Annotated in this window: 17 protein-coding genes; 13 read left to right on the forward strand and 4 right to left on the reverse strand. The window is 51.5% G+C overall.

From position 1 onward, the window contains the following. Positions 1-200 precede the first annotated feature (200 nt). The 3 genes from D3P08_RS00300 to D3P08_RS00310 are packed head-to-tail and all read left to right on the forward strand — an operon-like array spanning position 201 to position 3,168. A complete protein-coding gene (locus tag D3P08_RS00300) occupies positions 201-860 on the forward strand; it encodes a hypothetical protein (RefSeq protein WP_240647168.1) in 660 nt (219 codons plus the stop codon). Beyond that, entirely contained in the window at positions 853-2,559 is a 1,707-nt protein-coding gene (locus D3P08_RS00305; RefSeq protein ID WP_119597446.1) for a GMC family oxidoreductase N-terminal domain-containing protein, read from the forward strand. The genes D3P08_RS00300 and D3P08_RS00305 overlap by 8 nt, the downstream gene beginning before the upstream one ends. A 60-nt stretch (positions 2,560-2,619) precedes the next feature. Continuing rightward, entirely contained in the window at positions 2,620-3,168 is a 549-nt protein-coding gene (locus tag D3P08_RS00310) for a DUF3231 family protein (RefSeq protein ID WP_119597963.1), read from the forward strand. A gap of 67 nt (positions 3,169-3,235) precedes the next feature. Here D3P08_RS00310 and D3P08_RS00315 read toward each other — a convergent pair whose 3' ends face one another. Continuing rightward, entirely contained in the window at positions 3,236-3,784 is a 549-nt protein-coding gene (locus tag D3P08_RS00315; RefSeq protein WP_119597447.1) for a CBO0543 family protein, read from the reverse strand. A gap of 206 nt (positions 3,785-3,990) precedes the next feature. Here D3P08_RS00315 and D3P08_RS00320 point away from each other — a divergent pair, with 206 nt between their 5' ends. From D3P08_RS00320 to D3P08_RS00360, 9 genes are all read left to right on the forward strand, one after another. Then, complete coding sequence (locus D3P08_RS00320; RefSeq protein ID WP_206098910.1) at positions 3,991-4,365, forward strand: DUF5360 family protein; 375 nt, start codon at positions 3,991-3,993, stop codon at positions 4,363-4,365. 19 nt (positions 4,366-4,384) lie between these two features. After that, entirely contained in the window at positions 4,385-4,939 is a 555-nt protein-coding gene (locus D3P08_RS00325; RefSeq protein WP_119597449.1) for a TetR/AcrR family transcriptional regulator, read from the forward strand. 19 nt (positions 4,940-4,958) lie between these two features. Then, positions 4,959-5,291 carry a DMT family transporter gene (locus D3P08_RS00330; protein WP_119597450.1) on the forward strand — a complete coding sequence of 111 codons (333 nt, stop codon included), beginning with the start codon at positions 4,959-4,961 and terminating at the stop codon, positions 5,289-5,291. 232 nt (positions 5,292-5,523) lie between these two features. Continuing rightward, positions 5,524-6,570, forward strand: a complete 1,047-nt coding sequence (locus tag D3P08_RS00335) for an ABC transporter substrate-binding protein (RefSeq protein WP_119597451.1) — start codon at positions 5,524-5,526, stop codon at positions 6,568-6,570. 2 nt (positions 6,571-6,572) lie between these two features. Next, complete coding sequence (locus D3P08_RS00340; protein WP_119597452.1) at positions 6,573-7,586, forward strand: FecCD family ABC transporter permease; 1,014 nt, start codon at positions 6,573-6,575, stop codon at positions 7,584-7,586. After that, the gene (locus D3P08_RS00345) at positions 7,583-8,629 is read left to right on the forward strand and encodes a FecCD family ABC transporter permease (protein WP_119597453.1); all 1,047 of its coding nucleotides are present in this window, start codon (positions 7,583-7,585) and stop codon (positions 8,627-8,629) included. The genes D3P08_RS00340 and D3P08_RS00345 overlap by 4 nt, the downstream gene beginning before the upstream one ends. 21 nt (positions 8,630-8,650) lie before the next feature. Continuing rightward, positions 8,651-9,427 carry an IucA/IucC family C-terminal-domain containing protein gene (locus D3P08_RS00350; protein WP_119597454.1) on the forward strand — a complete coding sequence of 259 codons (777 nt, stop codon included), beginning with the start codon at positions 8,651-8,653 and terminating at the stop codon, positions 9,425-9,427. Positions 9,428-9,770: 343 nt separating this feature from the next. Continuing rightward, the gene (locus D3P08_RS00355; RefSeq protein ID WP_119597455.1) at positions 9,771-11,189 is read left to right on the forward strand and encodes an RtcB family protein; all 1,419 of its coding nucleotides are present in this window, start codon (positions 9,771-9,773) and stop codon (positions 11,187-11,189) included. 222 nt (positions 11,190-11,411) lie between these two features. Then, on the forward strand, positions 11,412-11,951 hold the full coding sequence (locus D3P08_RS00360; protein WP_119597456.1) for a hypothetical protein: 540 nt from the start codon (positions 11,412-11,414) through the stop codon (positions 11,949-11,951). Between the two features lie 196 nt (positions 11,952-12,147). Here the strand turns inward: D3P08_RS00360 and D3P08_RS00365 are convergent, their stop codons facing one another. The 3 genes from D3P08_RS00365 to D3P08_RS00375 all read right to left on the reverse strand — a co-directional run bounded on the left by D3P08_RS00365 (position 12,148) and on the right by D3P08_RS00375 (position 14,674). After that, positions 12,148-13,524, reverse strand: a complete 1,377-nt coding sequence (locus D3P08_RS00365) for a S41 family peptidase (RefSeq protein WP_119597457.1) — start codon at positions 13,522-13,524, stop codon at positions 12,148-12,150. Positions 13,525-13,685: 161 nt separating this feature from the next. Further along, positions 13,686-14,201: a hypothetical protein gene (locus D3P08_RS00370; RefSeq protein ID WP_119597458.1), complete on the reverse strand. Its 516-nt coding sequence runs from the start codon at positions 14,199-14,201 to the stop codon at positions 13,686-13,688. Beyond that, positions 14,201-14,674, reverse strand: a complete 474-nt coding sequence (locus D3P08_RS00375) for a hypothetical protein (RefSeq protein ID WP_119597459.1) — start codon at positions 14,672-14,674, stop codon at positions 14,201-14,203. The genes D3P08_RS00370 and D3P08_RS00375 overlap by 1 nt, the downstream gene beginning before the upstream one ends. Positions 14,675-14,856: 182 nt before the next feature. Here D3P08_RS00375 and D3P08_RS00380 point away from each other — a divergent pair, with 182 nt between their 5' ends. After that, positions 14,857-17,331 (forward strand): sensor domain-containing protein, encoded by a 2,475-nt coding sequence (locus tag D3P08_RS00380; protein WP_119597460.1) that lies wholly within the window; start codon positions 14,857-14,859, stop codon positions 17,329-17,331. Positions 17,332-17,365: the final 34 nt, after the last annotated feature.

Genomic DNA, 17,365 nt, shown 5'->3' on the forward strand with positions numbered 1-17,365 from the left:
TGCCGCTGCTAAACATGAAAAACCGACCGGATCCGGTCGGTTTTTTTGTGAACTGATTGGAGACAAAGTGCTTTCGTTAATCAGAAGACCAATTTGCCTTTGCCTCCTTTTTCTTCGATGAAAGACATGATTGCTGCCTGAAATCTATAAAATGAGGAAAGGATGTTGGAACGGCTTGAAGATGAAGGGGGATCGGTATCTTGCGTTCAATAAGCGTTAAAAGAACGGCGAGCGGATATGTGCAGGCAACCTTTCAAGCGGCCGTCGACGCGGTCATACCCCCTGTCTTTCAAGGAAGCGGCGGCTCCATTCAGATAGTGGGGGCGGCTCAGCTGGGGGTACATAAGTATGTGATCCGGCAGCTCGACCATTCGCAATTTATTCCCGTCGGCATGCCTGTCGAGCCTTTAATGAGCTTATCCATGTCGACAGCCGTGATGCTGGATGCCGGTGCGGAAGAGCTTGTTCATATAGGCGCCATGACCGATCCGGTGAGCCGCATGCTTTATCCTGAAGGAGGAACGTTTTCCGCGCTATCGCGAATCAATAGGCTGAAGGCCATTGCTTTAATAAACCAGCTTGCCATCCCTATTCATGCCCTGCCGTTTCCTTATCAAAACAACCCCGGATTGATCCAAACGATGATGGAATCGTTACACCAATTAACGATGTTTGGTTATTATTCGGAGTGGTTCGGCTACGGAAGGACCCGCTGCTTGCCGCCGGAAGAACAGAGGGTGGAATGCTTTCCGCCGGGCTGGCGGATGAGCGGGTATCCGGGGCCTTCGTTCGGGTACCGGGGTCTTCGGGGATTCCTATTAAAATATCCGCATCAAAAAGGAGCCGACGGTTATGAATAATCCCAATGTTATTGTAATTGGTTCCGGCGGCGGGGGGGCGGTCGTCGCCAAAGAGCTCGGGGAAAAGGGATTAAAGGTGGTAGTCCTCGAAGCGGGCCCGTGGTACGGCAATTCACAGTGGCCTGATCCGGGCCGGAGAGGCGCGGCTGGGAGCAGCTCAAGTCCTAAGGATCTGGATATCGCGCTCTTCAGAAATCAATATACAAAGTTTGAAGGTGAAATGAATGACTTGATAACGGGCAGATTGCGGTGGGGGCCTGCGGACAGAAACCGGCCGCCATGGTTTCGGAATTTATCAGAACGGGGCTTTGTATGGCAAGTTGCCGGCGTTGGAGGGACGACGCAGGTGTATTTGGCCAACTCGCCCCGCGCTTTCCCCGAGGCTGTTGAACATATATGGCCGATCTCTTATCGCGAGCTGATTCCTTATTATGAGAAGGTCGAAGCGACGCTGCCGGTTGAGTTTGCCCCGACGACGGCGAAAGAAGAGCTTTTTTACTACGGCGCAAAAAAAGCGGGATGGCCGCTGATCAAGACGCTGAATGTGACAAGTCCGGGCTATCGCCCTCAGCCGAATGCCATTCTTCCCCCCAATAAAAGCTTAATGAACCCGGCCTATTCTTTGGAGCAGCTAGCAAGAATGGAAGGATGTACGCTTGCCGGTCATTGTATCAATGGATGTCCGCATGGCCCTTCTATGGATAAGGTTGCGAAGCGCTCGACGAATGTCAGCTACGTCCCGTTAGCGCTGCAGACAGGAAATGTTACAATCAGGCCGAATGCTTTCGCCACCCGGATTATGACGGATCGTCACGCCGCAGATGGGCTGACCGCTATCGGGGTACAATTCCGGGATACGTGGACCGGCGAGACGGAAGAGCTGCGGGCGGAAGCTGTAGTCATGGCTGCCGGTTGTATCGAAAGCCCGCGGCTTTGGCTGAATTCGGGCTTGCCTCAAAATCCGTGGGTAGGCAAAGGCATGGTTAACCATTATATGGATTGGGTCACGGGACTTTTTGACGAAAGAGATTTAATGTCCGTCCTGGGTAGCACGAGTACGGAGCCTTTTGTTGGCCATACATCGGGAGCGCGGCTAGACTATCCGGGACTAGGTTCGATACTGGTGACAGGATTAAGCCCCGGATTAACCGGCTCTATGAGCTTTGGATTGAGCCAGGCCGGCTATGCCTCGCACCCTTACTCCGCCGGAATATCCGCATTCGGACAAGGCTGGGTTGTTGGGGCGGAGTTTCAGGAGTGGATGTTCAATTACCGGAGAACGCTCAGCATAGCTATTTTGACGGATGATGACGTTGATTCGCGAAATGGGGTTACGCTCGACCCTATGCTGAAGGATGAGCATGGGTCTCTTCCAAAAATCAGATATGTTCCTGGACGGAAAGCGAGGAGAAACCGTAAAGAGCTTATTAAAATCGCAATAGATCTATTATATAAAGCGGGAGCCAGGAAAGTGCAGCTTTCGGATTGGCCGGCTTCCTTATTGATTCATATCGAAAGCACGATGAGGATGGGGGTTGTTGTCGACGAAAACGGCGAAGCTTTTCAGGTAAGCCGTTTATACATTGCCGATAACAGCGTACATTTCAACGGATTGGGCGGCGTCAATCCAACCTTGACCACTCAGGCATTGGCGACAAGGACGGCTGAGAAGCTGATTGACAAATATTTTGGGGATTAACCCAATTATGCATAAATAAGCAAGCGGAGGATGAAGCTAACGAAAAAAGGAGCTTTGGTAATGAACTTTTTGGAGATATTGAAAGACATGATCGATCCGTTTATGGATGATAAAAAGCCGCCGCTGAATGTCGGAGAAGTGATGAATCTTTGGTTCTATTTGACGGCAACCGAACAGACGATGCGCGGGGAGCAGGTGTCCTTCAATATTGTGCAAGACCCCCAGCTGAGGGATCGAATCGAAGACGTCATTAACAACGTGCACCGTCCTATTCTTCATGAACTGCAGGAGTTTTTGAATAAGGAGGGGGTTCCGCTTCCAAAGCCAACGCCGGAGAAAGCGGTGGGCGACTTTCGAACGATTCCGGACAATGCCAAGTTATCCGATGCAGAAGTAGCGCATCTGCTAAGCTTCAATATTGTGCTTGGGATTAACTATGCTTGCAGGGGACTGACGGAGTCGGTTCGTCCTGATGTGGCGGCCTTATTTGCAAAATTTCAAATGAAAAAATTAGCCTTTTCCGTTACGCTGAAGAAATTGCTGCAAGAGAAGGGCTGGCTGCTCGCGCCGCCTGATTTCAAGCCAGGCTCTGCTGGCAGCGGGTCTTGAGATGAATGATAAAACCCGGCCGAAAAGAAGCCGGGTTTCGCTATGCTTGGGGAGATTAGAAGCCTCGTTATAGATTGTAGCTCCTCCGATGGTATAACCATGACGCGAGCAAGTATATCGCAAAATAAATAGGAAGAGAGTACATCGGACTCCACCGCAGCTCTTCGTAAAACTCCAAAAATTCTAGCAGAGGTTCTGAGACAAAAGAATTGAAAATAGCGAAAAAAGCTGCTTTCCAATACGGAGAAATGCGCGGCTTGAACTGAAGCAAGGTCATGATAAGAACAGGGAACAGGCAGAAATCATAAGGGATGTAGGAAGGCGCGAAAGGAATGGCATCGACCGGATAGTACCAGTAGCCGAGATCGACGCCGATAAAATCCATCCATGCGGTCAGAAACATCGTAAAAAAGCCGATCGAAAGCAGCCGGAGCGTACTGCCTCTTTTGCGGAAAATAGCCCAAATAACCCAAGGGGCAATGGTGAGCACAACGCTGACCCACCATCTCCAGGAGAACAAAATTTCTTCCGTCCACAAGGACATGTATTGCGCATTGGTTTCAGCATTTTGCTGATAAAGCTCTCTAATTTTTTTCAGAAGCTCATCGTTACTCATAGCAAGCATCCTCTTTAACATTTTCTTCCACATCATATTTCCCCATGACGAGCTGTTATATGCGCGAGCGCGTGCGGTCTTTTCAAAGCTGCCTTGACGCGATCAAACTTTTGTTGTAGTCTGGAAACCAGAGAAAACAAAAATGTTTACTTGTTTTCCGCGTTCTTGAAGGGGGGAGACGTGTGAGCAAAGTACTTAGGTCGTTCATGCTGGTGACGGATGTCGGGTTTATCGTGTATTGGATCATTGTCGGCTTACACCTTATTCCTAAGGAATTTCTTTATAAAGATTACGACAATGAATTGCTCGTAGCGTGGAATATGTCCTTTATCCCTTTGGACCTTGTCATCTCATGGACCGGGCTTTTAAGTCTTTATATGTATAAGAGGAAGCTCGCGTCGTGGTCGTCCCTATGTATGATTTCGTTAAGTCTGACCTTCTGCTCGGGACTTCAAGCGATAGCGTTCTGGGCGCTGCGGCATGATTTTGACCCGTTCTGGTGGATTCCGAATGTGTTCCTGCTTATATACCCGCTGTTTTTTATTCCTAAGTTAATGAGGGCTAGCTTAGCCGCACAATAAAAATGAACGGATGTGAAGGATGAAAGACAACATTGCGCAGACCGCCCTTTCGGAAATGATGCGGCGGGGGTTGAAGTTTTCCATTCGAGATATTGCCGGCCAGCTTGGCATAAGCACGAAGACGGTTTATCAGTACTTCGAGTCGAAGGAGCAGATCATCGGCTATATCGTCGAGCAATCCATAGCAGATATGAAGCAAGCGGAAATGGAAGTGTACCGCGACAGCTCGCTCTCCATTCAACAAAAGCTTAAAAAAATGCTAGTGCTGCTGCCTCGCGGCGTATTTATCGATGTGAGACTTCTGCAAGAGCTCAAATTGCGTTACCCGGAGCAATGGAAAGAGGTCGATCATCATATTAATCACGGATGGGATAAGATTCGGCAATTGGCGAAGATGGGGGTAGACAGCGGGGATTATCGCCCGTTCGATATGGAGCTGCTCATTCAAATGTACGTTGGGGCGCTGCACCGGCTAATGGATGATGAGGTTAAAGACGGGAAGGAGCTGCCGCTCGAAAAGGCATTAGGGAACATGGTCGACATTTTATTGGAGGGTATTGTCAGTAGACGCTAAAGACTAGGAGGCGATCGGCATAAAAGCTTATTTATTTCTAACGTTTGCAATCTTGAGTGAGCTGTTGGGCACTTCCATGCTCAAGGCATCGGACGGATTTACGAAGCTGTATCCAAGTATAGCGACGGTCATTAGCTTTGGTCTCGCTTTCTACTTGCTCTCCTTGTCTCTGCAGCATATTCCGCTAGGCACAGCTTACGCGATATGGTCAGGGGCAGGCACCGCGATTACTGCAATCGTAGGAGTCGTGATTTGGAAAGAAACTGTCAGTGTAACGACAGTCGCTGGAATTCTGCTCATAATCGCGGGCGTAGTCATTCTCAATTTAAAAGTCGCTTCGCAATCAGGATGACCCTGACATTAGACCCGGCCTTTCAAGGCCGGGTTTTTGCATGACTGGAAAATAATTTAATTAAAAGCCATTGACACTAGAAGCCCCTTCCAGTATGATCATGCATAGAATGATAATCATTATCAATTATGAGGCTGCAAGTCCTCTCTGATACACGTCACCATGTAAGCATCTGCGAGATGATTATCGGTCGATATTTTCTATACCTATTTTTGAAGGGGAGAAGTTTATCATGTTCAAGTCTAAAAAGGGAACGGCCATTATGGTGTTATTACTGATGGTTGCGCTCGTCATCGCGGCCTGCGGACAAAACAGTCCGAAAAATGGGGGAGAGCAGCAAACGCAGCAAGAGGAAACGGCCGGCGAGAACCAAAATGCGCAAAATGCCGGGAATAAAGCGGAAGCGCAGGATGTTCGCACGATTGAACACGCGATGGGAACAACGGAAATTAAGGGCACGCCGCAGCGAGTCGTTACGCTGTATCAAGGCGCAAACGATATCGCGATTGCTCTAGGCGTCAAGCCTGTCGGCATCGTGGAGTCTTGGGCTGAGCAGCCGGTATACGAATATTTGAGGGCGGATCTGGACGGCATTCCGCTTGTCGGCGAGGAGACGCAGCCGAATTTGGAGGAAATTTCGAAGCTGAAACCGGATTTAATTGTTGCATCCAAGCTTCGTCATGAGGAAATTTACGAGCAGCTGTCTCAAATCGCTCCGACGATTACGCACGAGACGGTATTCAAATTCAAAGATACGGTTCAGATGATGGGCCAGGCGTTGAACAAAGAAGACGAGGCGGCTAAGCTGCTTGCCGATTGGGATGCGCGGGTTGCCGATTTCAAAACGAAAATTGCGGCGAAGCTGGGCGACCAGTGGCCGATCGAAACCTCGGTGCTCAATTTCAGATCCGACCATTCGCGTATATACGTGACGGGCTATGCGGGAGATATTCTGGAGGAGCTGGGCTTTGTCCGTTCGGGCTATCAGCAGGAGGAAGCCGAGAAAGGAACAGTCGTTGTGAAGCTGACGGACAAAGAGAGCATTCCAAGTATGGATGCGGATGTGTTCTTCGTCTTCCTATCCGATCCGGGCAATGAAGAGGCGGTCCAGAAAACGTATGAGGAATGGACGAATCACCCGCTTTGGCAAAACCTGAAAGCCGTGAAAGCGAACCAGGTTTATCAGATCGACGAGGTCGTATGGAATCTGGGCGGCGGAATCACTTCCGCGAATCTGCTGCTGGATCAGCTGTACGAACATTTTGAACTGGAGAAATAAAGATGACGCATTTATTTCCCCGAGCAGGAGCGAAATGGTTGGGGCTGGGATTCGCGCTGCTTCTCTTCCTGTCCGCTTTTGCGGCAAGTCTGGCCTTTGGCCAAACGCCGATCAGACTCAGCGTCGTGTGGGAAGCTTTGTTCCATTACGACAAATCGGTGCAGGAGCACGTCATCATTACCACTTCGCGTCTTTCGCGCTCAGCGATAGCGGCGGTCATTGGAGCGAGCCTGGCGATAGCCGGGGCGCTCCTTCAGGCTTTGACGAAGAATGCGCTGGCGTCGCCCAGCACCTTCGGCATTAACTCGGGCGCCATCTTTTTTATCGTGGCGGCCGCGGCCTTCTTTTCGGTAAGCTCGATGGTTCATTATATGTGGATCGCTTTCGCGGGGGCGGCGGCGGCCGCTCTGATGGTGTATGGGCTCGGCTCCGCCGGGAGAAGCGGGATGTCGCCGATGAAGTTCGTGCTTGCGGGCGCAGCGATTACCGCATTATTCGTTTCGTTAACGCAGGGCGTGCTGGTCACCGACGAGCAGAGTCTGGAAAGCGTGCTGTTCTGGCTCGCCGGCTCCGTTGCCGGCAGGTCGGTCGAAATGCTGCTTCCGATTTTGCCCTTTATGGTCGGCGGCTGGATCGCCGCTTTGGTAATGGGTCACTCGGTGAATATTTTGACATCGGGCGAGGATGTAGCCAAAGGACTGGGGCAAAAAACGATTTGGGTCAAAACCGCGATGATCGTGGTCATCGTCTTGCTGGCCGGAGGCTCCGTCTCGGTCGGCGGCGCGATCGGATTTATCGGTCTCATTATCCCTCATATCGCGCGCGGGCTGGTAGGGATCGACTACCGGTGGATCATTCCGTACTGCGCCTTGCTGGGAGGAAGCTTGCTGCTGCTGGCCGATATAGCGGCTAGATTCGTCATTATGCCGCAGGAGATGCCGATCGGCGTCATGACCGCATTGATCGGAACGCCATTTTTTATTTACTTGGCACGAAGGAGGGCCGGCCGAACATGAATCCTGACCTCCGTTATGAGAATCGCAGCCGTTCGGAAGCGGTAACCTCGATGCTGCTCAAAAAATTTGTTACGGTATTCGCCGTCCTGATCATTCTGACCGCTCTTCTGTTCCTGACGGGATTGTCGGTCGGCAGCACGATGCTGAACCCGCTTGAAGTGGTGAAGCATCTGCTAGGCGCGGGAAACGGCGAGCATACCTTTGTGATCGATACGCTGCGGCTGCCGCGTATGCTGCTGGCGATGCTGGCTGGAGCAGCGCTTGGCGCCGCGGGACTGATTATGCAGGGGGTGGTCCGCAATCCGCTCGGCTCGCCGGATGTGGTCGGCGTAACGGGAGGCGCTTCCTTTGCCGCCGTCTTTTTTATCACGTTCTTGTCGGGCAGCGTAAGCATCAAGTGGCTGCCTTTTGCGGCGATCGCCGGCGCGGCGGTCGTGTCCGCGCTTATCTATGCCTTGGCTTGGAAAAAGGGCGTGACGCCCGTCCGCCTTGTGCTGGTCGGCATCGGTTTGGCTGCCTGCATGGGGGCGCTGACGACGATGATGATTGTTATGGGAGACAATTACTCGACGAGCAGCGCATATCTTTGGATGACGGGAAGCGTATACGGCGCCAAGTGGAGCGATGTTTTTTCGCTTTTACCTTGGATCGTGGCGCTCATTCCGCTGTCTGTATTGTTCGCCAAAGCATCGGGCGTACTGGAGCTGGGGGATGAGGCGGCATCCGGTCTTGGCGTCAGGGTGCAGCTGCACCGGCTTGTCATGCTGGCGATCAGCGTGGGGCTGGCCGGCTCGGCCGTCGCGTTCGCGGGAGGGATCGGCTTCGTCGGGCTTATCGCGCCGCATATGGCGAGGAAGCTGGTCGGGCGCTCGTTCGTGTATTTGATTCCCGTATCGGCCTTGATCGGAAGCATGATTGTGGTTATTGCGGATATCGTCGCGCGGACCGCTTTTCTGCCTATGGATATTCCGGCCGGCGTGTTCGTATCGGGTATCGGGGCTCCGTTCTTTATCTATTTGCTTTACCGCAACCGACATCAATAAGCTGTAAGGGAGAACTGCGAGATGCCAATCGCCTTGCAAACATCATTTACACGAGAAGAGCTTGAACCGTTAACCGCTCAATTCCGGTTAACTTCCGAGGCTTCGGCGGACCGGGCGCATTCCGTAGCTTCAGCTCGTCTGCTGGACGAAACGGAATGTGCTGGCTATATTGGCCGGATATCCGGACTGTTCGGCGCAACCGCAGGCTCGGTGGGCGGGTCGCTGTTCGCCAAGCGGTACAGCTATATGGCCGCGACGCCGGTGCTGTACGCCATGACCATGTATAACAAAGGGTTGGACGCGTCGATCGAGAACTGCCATGTGGAGTCGATGTTTAGAGAGGATGGCGTCTGGATACCGAAGCTCCGCTTGAACGACTGGCAGATGAGCGTTGCTGAGGATGGGGGCCGCCATGAATGGCGGGACCGCGTACTCCGCGGCCTGTTCGCCGGCAACATAGCCAAGCTGTGGCGCGCGATATCGAAGGCGAACCGCGTCTCGGCCGCCACCCTGTGGGAGAATACGGCCGTTAACATCTACTGGCTGTATGAGAAAAGAATTGGCGAAGCGGCCGATTCAAGCCAGCAGGCGCGCATCCGAGAAGACTATCATTATTTGCTCTCCGCGCCGGGCGAATTGTTCGGCGAGAAATCGAACCCGCTGGCCAAGTTCGACTCGCCCAAAGTGACGCTGCCGGATTATGAGCAGCCGCTTCGAATCCGCAAGACCTGTTGTCTCTATTATCAGACGGAGGGCGAGCGCTCGTATTGTTCGATTTGCCCGAAGGATAAAGGGTAACCGGGGAGCCCAGGTAGAGAATGTCTCATAGCTGTTTTCTGCGTTGAAAATGTCAGCCGATGCGTTTATTATTATCCATATCTTACAGAAAAGGAGGCCGACTCGACATGATCGGAATGTACAACTGCTTAGACGCCGTAATGCCGCAACTGAATCGTTTGTTCATTGTCCTTCGGCCTCTACGGGCCCAAGCATTGAAATGACAGGGAATTTTCCGCGCGCTCCAAAGCGGAGGATGCCTTTGCTTTCACATGCATGAAGACCGTAAGCGACCTAGGCTTACGGTCTTTTTGTGTTTTTTGGAGCCAATCCATCGAATGAGGAAAGGAATCGATCTGTATATATGGATACCAACTATTATCGGCGAATCGATCTCCCTGCGGGGGAGCTTCACGTATTCGCTCATCATGACTTATACCATGCCATGGGGGCCAAGGTGCTCGAGATGGCGAACAACAATTTGCAAATTCCGAATATCCGTTATATGAGCTACACGCCGGACGCCCATGTTGGCGTAGGGACTTGTATCGGAACGACGGCTGTATGGAGAGCGGAGGAGGGATTCGTGTCGCCGTCTATCGTCGGAAGCGATATCGGCTGCGGGATGAGAGTGCATCTGACGAGCTTACAGGAGAGGGATCTTCAGGACGTGAAGCTCCGCAGGAAGCTGGTCAAGGCGATCGAGAGGCGGATTCCGGTTGAAAACCACGCGAGAGGCCATTTTTCCGATATCCGGCTGGAGCATGTGCTGCTGAAAGGACTGCATGGCTTGCCGGGCAAATATGTCCCGGACGCCTATACGCCGCGGAAGGCGACATCCATGACGCATGTGGAAAGCAGCCGCTTTGCTTTTGACGAAGACGCGTTAAACCGTATCCCGGAGCCGGTATGGCACCGCTCCCATCGCCAGCTGGGCACGCTTGGGGGCGGCAATCATTTTATCGAAATCCAGGCCGTCAGCTTGAATGAAGCGAATCGTTCTATTGCGGAGCGGTGGGGGCTGAAGGACGGCCAGGTCGTCGTAATGATCCACTCCGGCTCCCGGGCCTGGGGCGGTGCGGTGAATCAGTTCAGTGGATCGGAGGTAGCCAAGACGATGAGCAGGCTGGGGCTTGGCACGGCCGATCCTAGGCTTGTCTTTGCGCCGCTGGACAGCGAAGCCGGGCGGATGTACGCCAACCTGATGTATTCGGCGCTTAATTTTGCCGTTGTGAACCGGCACCTGCTCGCTTACGCCGTGCGGGACGCGTTTCGGGAAACGTTCGGATCCAAGACGGAGCTAACGACATTGTACGACCTGATGCACAATTACGCTTGCGAGGAAACGCACGGGTCAGATTCTTATCTCGTTCACCGCAAAGGGACGACCCGCGCGCTGCCGCCCGGACATCCCGGCAACCCGGAGCCTTACAAGGAAACGGGCCATCCCGCGCTTATACCCGGCTCGATGGGGACGGCGTCTTATTTGATGGCGGGGGTTCCGGAGGGGGCCCGCAATTACTACTCGATTTGCCATGGAGCCGGCCGAGTCCGCTCCCGCAACGCGACGAAGCAGCTTGTTACCGTGAATGAATTCGCTTCTTCGCTGCGCATCGGCCAAGACGATGAAATCGTCGTGAATCACCGGGCGCTGGAGGCGATCATCGACGAGTCGCCTCAGGCTTACAAAGATGTAGACCAAATTATCGACAGCGTCGTGCAGGCGCGGCTTGCCGACGTCGTCGCCAAGTGCCGTCCGCTTGCGGCGGTGAAAGGAGTATAAGATGACACTAAAAATGATGCCGGCGGAAGATGCATGATGAGGGCAAAGCGAACGTTGAACGGATCATTGACGAAATGAAGTCGGATCACGCCAAAGGAAAGAGCCGTGAATGGTTAACAGACGAGGAGTCACGAAGGCTCGGGTTTATGTAAGTTACAAAAAAGTGAAATGTTTCCACCCTTGATCCGTATATAGGTTAAATAAGGATTAAAGGAGGGGCATATGGCAAAAGAAGGATTCAACTATTTTTTTTGGGGCTTCTTGTTCGTGATGCTCGACTTCAGGATTCAGGGCTTTGATATTTTGCCGGACGTGGTGGGGTTTATTCTGTTCGCATTAGGATTTCAGGCGCTTTCCGGTTATAGCGGTTATTTCGTTAAGGGAAAGATGTATAATCTGGTTATGCTAATCGTCTCCTTGTTCAGCGTTTATGAAAGGCCTGCCCAAGGCGGAGGCATTAACGTTAATCCGCTCGGGATCCTAGTAGGCCTAGTGTCGCTCGTGCTCATCCTCGTTATCATGCATCATTTGCTAATGGGCATCAAGGAGATGGCGGTGAATCGGGGGCGGTACGACCTGAAGCAGGAAGCTTCGCAAAAATGGACGTACTTTCTCGTTTTTCAGTCCGCCGGTCTTTTGCTTTATGTTCTCATTCTCATTCCGCCATTGTTCGTCGCAGCGGCCATCGCTTATTTTATTTGGTCGATCGTGCTGATGGTTATGTTCATGCGGTTTATGAAAGCTTGCGGCGAGCAGCTGTGAGGAAGGGCATAGCTGGCTGATGGGAATCAGATCGCCGCATGATTGACGGATTTCTATTCGACCGCTACGCGGAGGAGTAGCCATATAAGTTTACCTATCCTCTATTAAAAAGCTGAAGCAAGCAGTCTCCGGCATGTTACCGGAAACCGCTTGCTTCATTTTGCTGCGGACAACGAATTTGTCCAACACGGCAGTTCTACTCCGCGAGTTCTATCGCTTTCGCCATGACCGGATCTCTTCCCGCGTCCAAATCGACTTCGGTGTAGATGACTTCAGCATCCGGCGGTATGCCGGCGCCTTCATAGGACGTTCCGCTAGCATCCGTATATTTTTCGCCGCTTAACGTAACGAACCATTGATTCGGAAGAATGCCGAACATCATATCGCTGAATATGCCATACGTGGTCTCGCCGATCACGGTGACGTTGTCAAGCTCCCCGAACGCCATACGGGTCGTCTCCGCGGCGCTAGCGCTCAAGCGGCTGGTGAGGACGATGACCTTCGAGGCAGTAAACCGTTGTTCGCTTGGTTCGATATAAATTGGCGTCGGCGGAAGGAAGCTGGCGTATTCCGCATCGTGCCTGGCTGTTTTCGTATAGGCCAATGTTTCGCCGGAAGCGAAGCGGCTGGCGAGCGCCAAACCGAAGGCGTCCGAGCCGCCACCGTTCAACCGCAAGTCCACGATGATGCGATCCGCGCCGCTTACATGCTGGACGACTTGATCGAGAGCCGGGTTCACTTCCTTCATATCGAAATGGTCGAGCGAGTCGACCGCAACATAACCGATGCCCTGTTCAGTCAGTCCGTAACGGATATCCCCGCCAAGCTGACGGTTTAAGCCTTCGGGGAAGTACGTTTTTCGAATGATTTCTTTTATCTCTTTACTGTGATTCCTATAAAACATCGTTCTAGGGTCTTCCTCCGCCTTGGAGGAGATCCCCTTCATCCCGACAATCACCTGCGTATGGCCGTCATTGAGCTGCTGAAGCATCTCTTTGAAGATTCGTTTCAGCTCCTTATCGGAGGTATCGCTTGTAACTTGCGTGCGGTACTCCTCGTAAAGCTTCTTCCAGTCGGCCGGATGAATCTCGAACAAGGCATAGTTTTCATCGAAGATTCGCCAGAATGTCTCAAAGCTTTGGACCGGATCCTTAGAGAAACGATTAATACCGGCTTCAGGCATATCATCTATGCGTTCGAAATGTTTCGTATAGCCAATGTCATCGATCAATTCGCCATTCTGAAACCGGCCGATCGGCATCGGGCTCCACATGAACAGGTTTAAGAGGGCGTTTCCGTGAAGCTTATCGATCCATACCGTTCCATCCTGCTCCATATGGCCGTAGGCGAAAGGCAAAACGGAGCTAGCCGTGTAATTGTAAAGCGTGACATGCTGGTAATCCGTTTCGAGAATATAATGGTAGGCTTGCGATTTCCACAACTCGCGGTTGGCCGGGTCCAGATCAGGCGCCTTCCCTAATTGATTCTGCCATACGAAGTAGAGGCTGAGGGCCCCCGTTATGATAAGCGCGCCCAGTATTCCGCCGGCGATCCGCCAAAGCTTCTTTTTCATAAAAGGTTCTCCCGCTCCTTAGTTTACAGTTCCGCTCTCTTTTATCCAGATTATACCTTCCTGGGCATTTCCTTTACGCTGGCCTTAGGTCTAAGTCCGCACTGGCCTGCAGAACGGGGAGAAAAGAAAAAAAACACGCTCGATGGCGTGTTGGATTAAGCTTATCTCACTCGGCGGCGCAACCAGCGCTTTGGCGAAAACACTGCACGGTACGCCGCCAGATGGATGCTCTGCAGAACCAAATAGATGGGGATGGAGTATAACAGCTTGTAACCGTTCTTGTAGTGGAATAATCCAACCTCTTCGCCAAGCCACTCCACCAATATGGAGAAGCAAGTCCATAAGGCGATGTACCCGATAACGGTTATTCCATTTATCCTGAGCCGCTCAACGCCATATATAAAGAGATAGCCAAATGGCGAATACATCAAATAGGATAGAATATCGAACCATTCATACTTGGACGAATCGCCCGTATCGTATAGATCGAACGGCGGGACGTGGAGGGTATGGTCAAAAATAAGACCGAACGTAACGCCAATCATCAAATTAAAAATGGTCTGCAGGGGCGAAAAGGTTTTCGGCAGCAGCCAGATCATCGAGAAGCCTGCAATGATCAATCCAAGAACAAATAGTTCATTACCGTTAAATTGATTGTCATAAATGATGGTTTTCATTAACGGACCCAGCCCTCCTTCCTAGCCATTCGTTGAAAGAGCCTCCCGAGTACCAAGGTAAATAACATGAGCAACAAGATCATGACGGATTCTTTGACGAAATTCCAATCTTTATCGATGAGAATATTATGCCAGCGGAGAGCCAGACCAAGCAGGAGCTGGACGAAGAACGCGTAGAGCGCAATGCTTATGCGGACGGCGATTTTTGGCGTTGCGAGAAAAACATTGGCAAAGGTGAGCAGGACGAAGGGAACGATAAAGTCGTTATGTAAAATCAGGGCGATAAAAGGAAGAATGCCTGTGTTCAGCTGGAAGGATCTCGAATTAAAACCGATAATCGTCAGCTTATTCGTGAGGACGATATCGATCGCCATAAATAATAAGGAATTGACGACAAGCGGAAGCTTGCGGAACAGGCCGATGAAGATAAGGATGAATATCCACGCCAAACAAATAAACAGCACAACGACCATAGGCGGCGTTCTTCCTTCCAGGTGTAGCAGTCATACGTATTTTTGCCTTTCATCCGACTAAATATCCGTAAGGATGGGAGACGGAAGAGTCGGAGTCCGCGTTTGGAAAAAGAACCCGTATTGGCGAATCATGTCGAATCATGTAGAGTGGATAGTAAAACACATAAAGGCGGTGGAGCGGCATGTTATCCTTTTCCAAACAAATTTTCATCCAGAATGCTCCATTGATCTATCAATTTTTTAAGCAGATGAAGGACCTTATTTTCTTAATGAGCGTCGAACAAGACGGCGGCGCCATCCAATTCCGCTATGAGCTGATGAATGAAGCGGCATTCCATTCTACGGGCATGACGGAAGAGTCCTATGGCAAAACGATCGAAGAGGTGTTCCCGAACGAGTTCGGTGAGTTCCTTCAAGAGCAGACCGCTCGCGCCGTCCGAACGAAACAGCCGGTCATATTTGAGGACAAAATAAGAAATACGGATTATTATGGCGAATCGATCATCCATCCGATCTTCGATGAACAGGGGAACTGCACCCACGTGTTTACGCTGGTACGGGATATATCGAGGCGAAGAGACGCCGAGCGTGAGCTGGAGATCAGCCGCCAGCGCTATGAATCTCTGTTTTATCGTCACCCTGATGCCGTATACACCCTCGATTTGGAAGGGAAGCTGCTGAGCGCGAACGAAGCGTTCGAGAAGGTCGCAGGTTACGCCGTCGCTGAATTGCAGGACAAGCCGCTCCTGCCGATCGTGCAGCCGGAGTATATTGCGGAGACGATTAAGCAATTTCATCTGGCGAAGCAAGGCCAGCCGCAATCGTATGAATCCGCTATTATTCATCGAGACGGGCGCCGTGTCGATCTCAATGTGCAGAATATTCCCGTCGTGACAGACGGCAATATCGTCGGCGTGTATGGCATTGCCAAAGATATAACGGTCGAGAAGGAGCAGCGGGAGGCGCTGCGCGAAGTGAAGGAGCAGCTCGAAACGTTCTGGCAGAATACGACCGAGGCTGTCTTTATGCTGGATCGGAACTGTCATATTTTAAAGGCCAATAAAGCGTTTGAGAAGATGTTCGGGTTCTTGGAGCAAGAGATGATCGGGAAAGACCCAAGGGATCCTCAAGTTTCGATCGTCCCCGATTGTATGGATGATGACCGCGAGGAGATTATCGCCCGGCTTTTAAGGGGAGAGAAGATCGTCAATCACGAGACGAAACGTATGACGCGAGATGGCCGTCTATTGGACATTTTGGCTTCCTATACGCCGATCTACGATAAGAAGGGCACCATTCTCGGCACAACGGTATTTTACCGCGATATCACCGAGCGGAAGCTCGCCGTGAAAGAGCTGAAACAAAGCGAAGAGAAATACCGGCTGATCGCGGAAAATATGACGGATCTGATCGCGATTGTGGATCCGGACTTGAAGGTGACCTATGCTTCGCCTTCGTATTTGACGGTGCTTGGCGTCAATCCGATTGAGTATGAAGAGAACATGGCCGGCAATTTGGTCGATGCGGCCTATCAGAAGGCTGTTTTGGCAAAATATAAAGAACTAATGGAAACCAAAAGGCCCGTCGCTTTTGAAACGAAATTAGAGCTGAACAATCCGGATGGGCTGCCGTTATATGTAGAGACGTTCGCTAATCCGATCCTTGATGCGGATGGACATATTGAGAAAATATTATGCGTCTCGCGTGATGTCAGCCGAAGGAAGCTTATCGAAGAAGCCTTGAAGGAAAGCGAAGAGCGTTTCCGGTTGATTGCGGAAAATACGCTTGATGTCATTAAACTGCTCGATCCGAACGGCATTCATACGTATGCGTCTCCGTCGCATCATATCGTGCTCGGCTTTGAGCCGTCCGACTATTTGGGGAAGACGATCTTTATGGATACGCATCCCGAGGACTTTATGAAGCTGCAGCAGGCCTTTGTCCGGTTAACGTTATCGAAGGAAGCGGAGAAGGTTGTGATCCGCAAGCAGACGGCGGGCGGAGATTGGATCTGGATGGATGCAAGCATGACACCGGTGTTAACCAAAGACGGCCGGCTGAATCATATCTTGGTCGTTTCGCGTGACGTTACCGACCATATGGAGCATGAGAAGCTGCTGCAGTACATGGCTTATCATGACTCATTAACCGGTCTGCCGAATCGGCGCTTGATTATGAGTCGGCTGGAGCAGTTAATCGCTTCGAACCGTGAAAGTAAAAAGACATTTGCCGTGCTTGTGCTGGATTGCGATCACTTCAAGGATATTAACGACTCGCTTGGACATGATTATGGAGATCAAGTCATTAAGGGGTTCGCGAAGCGTCTTCAGAGCTGCATTAGGGAAAGCGATGTCATTTCCGGTTCGACAACAACGGTGTCCCGTCTCGGCGGAGATGAGTTCGTTATTCTTCTGCAGGACCTTCGGGAGGAGGCGCATGCGCTCAATGTTGCCGAACGAATTTTGGAAGCGATTCGCGAGCCATGGAGCATCGAGGGCGTAGACCTGCGGATTACGACAAGTATTGGAGTAGCCTTCTTTAATGGAACGGACTGCCTGGATCCGAAGAAATTGATTAAACACGCGGACTTTGCCCTTTATCAAGCCAAGGAAGCGGGACGAAATACGTACGCGGTCTATGAGCAGCCTCCGGAATAGCTTGCACTTGCAATGCAGGAAATATCTAAGTGTG

Origin of the sequence: Paenibacillus nanensis (assembly GCF_003583765.1) — a bacterium.
Taxonomy (GTDB): domain Bacteria; phylum Bacillota; class Bacilli; order Paenibacillales; family Paenibacillaceae; genus Pristimantibacillus; species Pristimantibacillus nanensis.

Coding starts and splice junctions, on each gene's coding strand:
- D3P08_RS00375 (WP_119597459.1), bottom strand. CDS start 14,674: ATGGTCGTTGTGCTGTTTATTTGTTTGGCGTGGATATTCATCCTTATC.
- D3P08_RS00340 (WP_119597452.1), top strand. CDS start 6,573: ATGACGCATTTATTTCCCCGAGCAGGAGCGAAATGGTTGGGGCTGGGA.
- D3P08_RS00365 (WP_119597457.1), bottom strand. CDS start 13,524: ATGAAAAAGAAGCTTTGGCGGATCGCCGGCGGAATACTGGGCGCGCTT.
- D3P08_RS00320 (WP_206098910.1), top strand. CDS start 3,991: ATGCTGGTGACGGATGTCGGGTTTATCGTGTATTGGATCATTGTCGGC.
- D3P08_RS00350 (WP_119597454.1), top strand. CDS start 8,651: ATGCCAATCGCCTTGCAAACATCATTTACACGAGAAGAGCTTGAACCG.
- D3P08_RS00380 (WP_119597460.1), top strand. CDS start 14,857: ATGTTATCCTTTTCCAAACAAATTTTCATCCAGAATGCTCCATTGATC.
- D3P08_RS00360 (WP_119597456.1), top strand. CDS start 11,412: ATGGCAAAAGAAGGATTCAACTATTTTTTTTGGGGCTTCTTGTTCGTG.
- D3P08_RS00325 (WP_119597449.1), top strand. CDS start 4,385: ATGAAAGACAACATTGCGCAGACCGCCCTTTCGGAAATGATGCGGCGG.
- D3P08_RS00335 (WP_119597451.1), top strand. CDS start 5,524: ATGTTCAAGTCTAAAAAGGGAACGGCCATTATGGTGTTATTACTGATG.
- D3P08_RS00305 (WP_119597446.1), top strand. CDS start 853: ATGAATAATCCCAATGTTATTGTAATTGGTTCCGGCGGCGGGGGGGCG.
- D3P08_RS00355 (WP_119597455.1), top strand. CDS start 9,771: ATGGATACCAACTATTATCGGCGAATCGATCTCCCTGCGGGGGAGCTT.
- D3P08_RS00315 (WP_119597447.1), bottom strand. CDS start 3,784: ATGAGTAACGATGAGCTTCTGAAAAAAATTAGAGAGCTTTATCAGCAA.
- D3P08_RS00310 (WP_119597963.1), top strand. CDS start 2,620: ATGAACTTTTTGGAGATATTGAAAGACATGATCGATCCGTTTATGGAT.
- D3P08_RS00345 (WP_119597453.1), top strand. CDS start 7,583: ATGAATCCTGACCTCCGTTATGAGAATCGCAGCCGTTCGGAAGCGGTA.
- D3P08_RS00370 (WP_119597458.1), bottom strand. CDS start 14,201: ATGAAAACCATCATTTATGACAATCAATTTAACGGTAATGAACTATTT.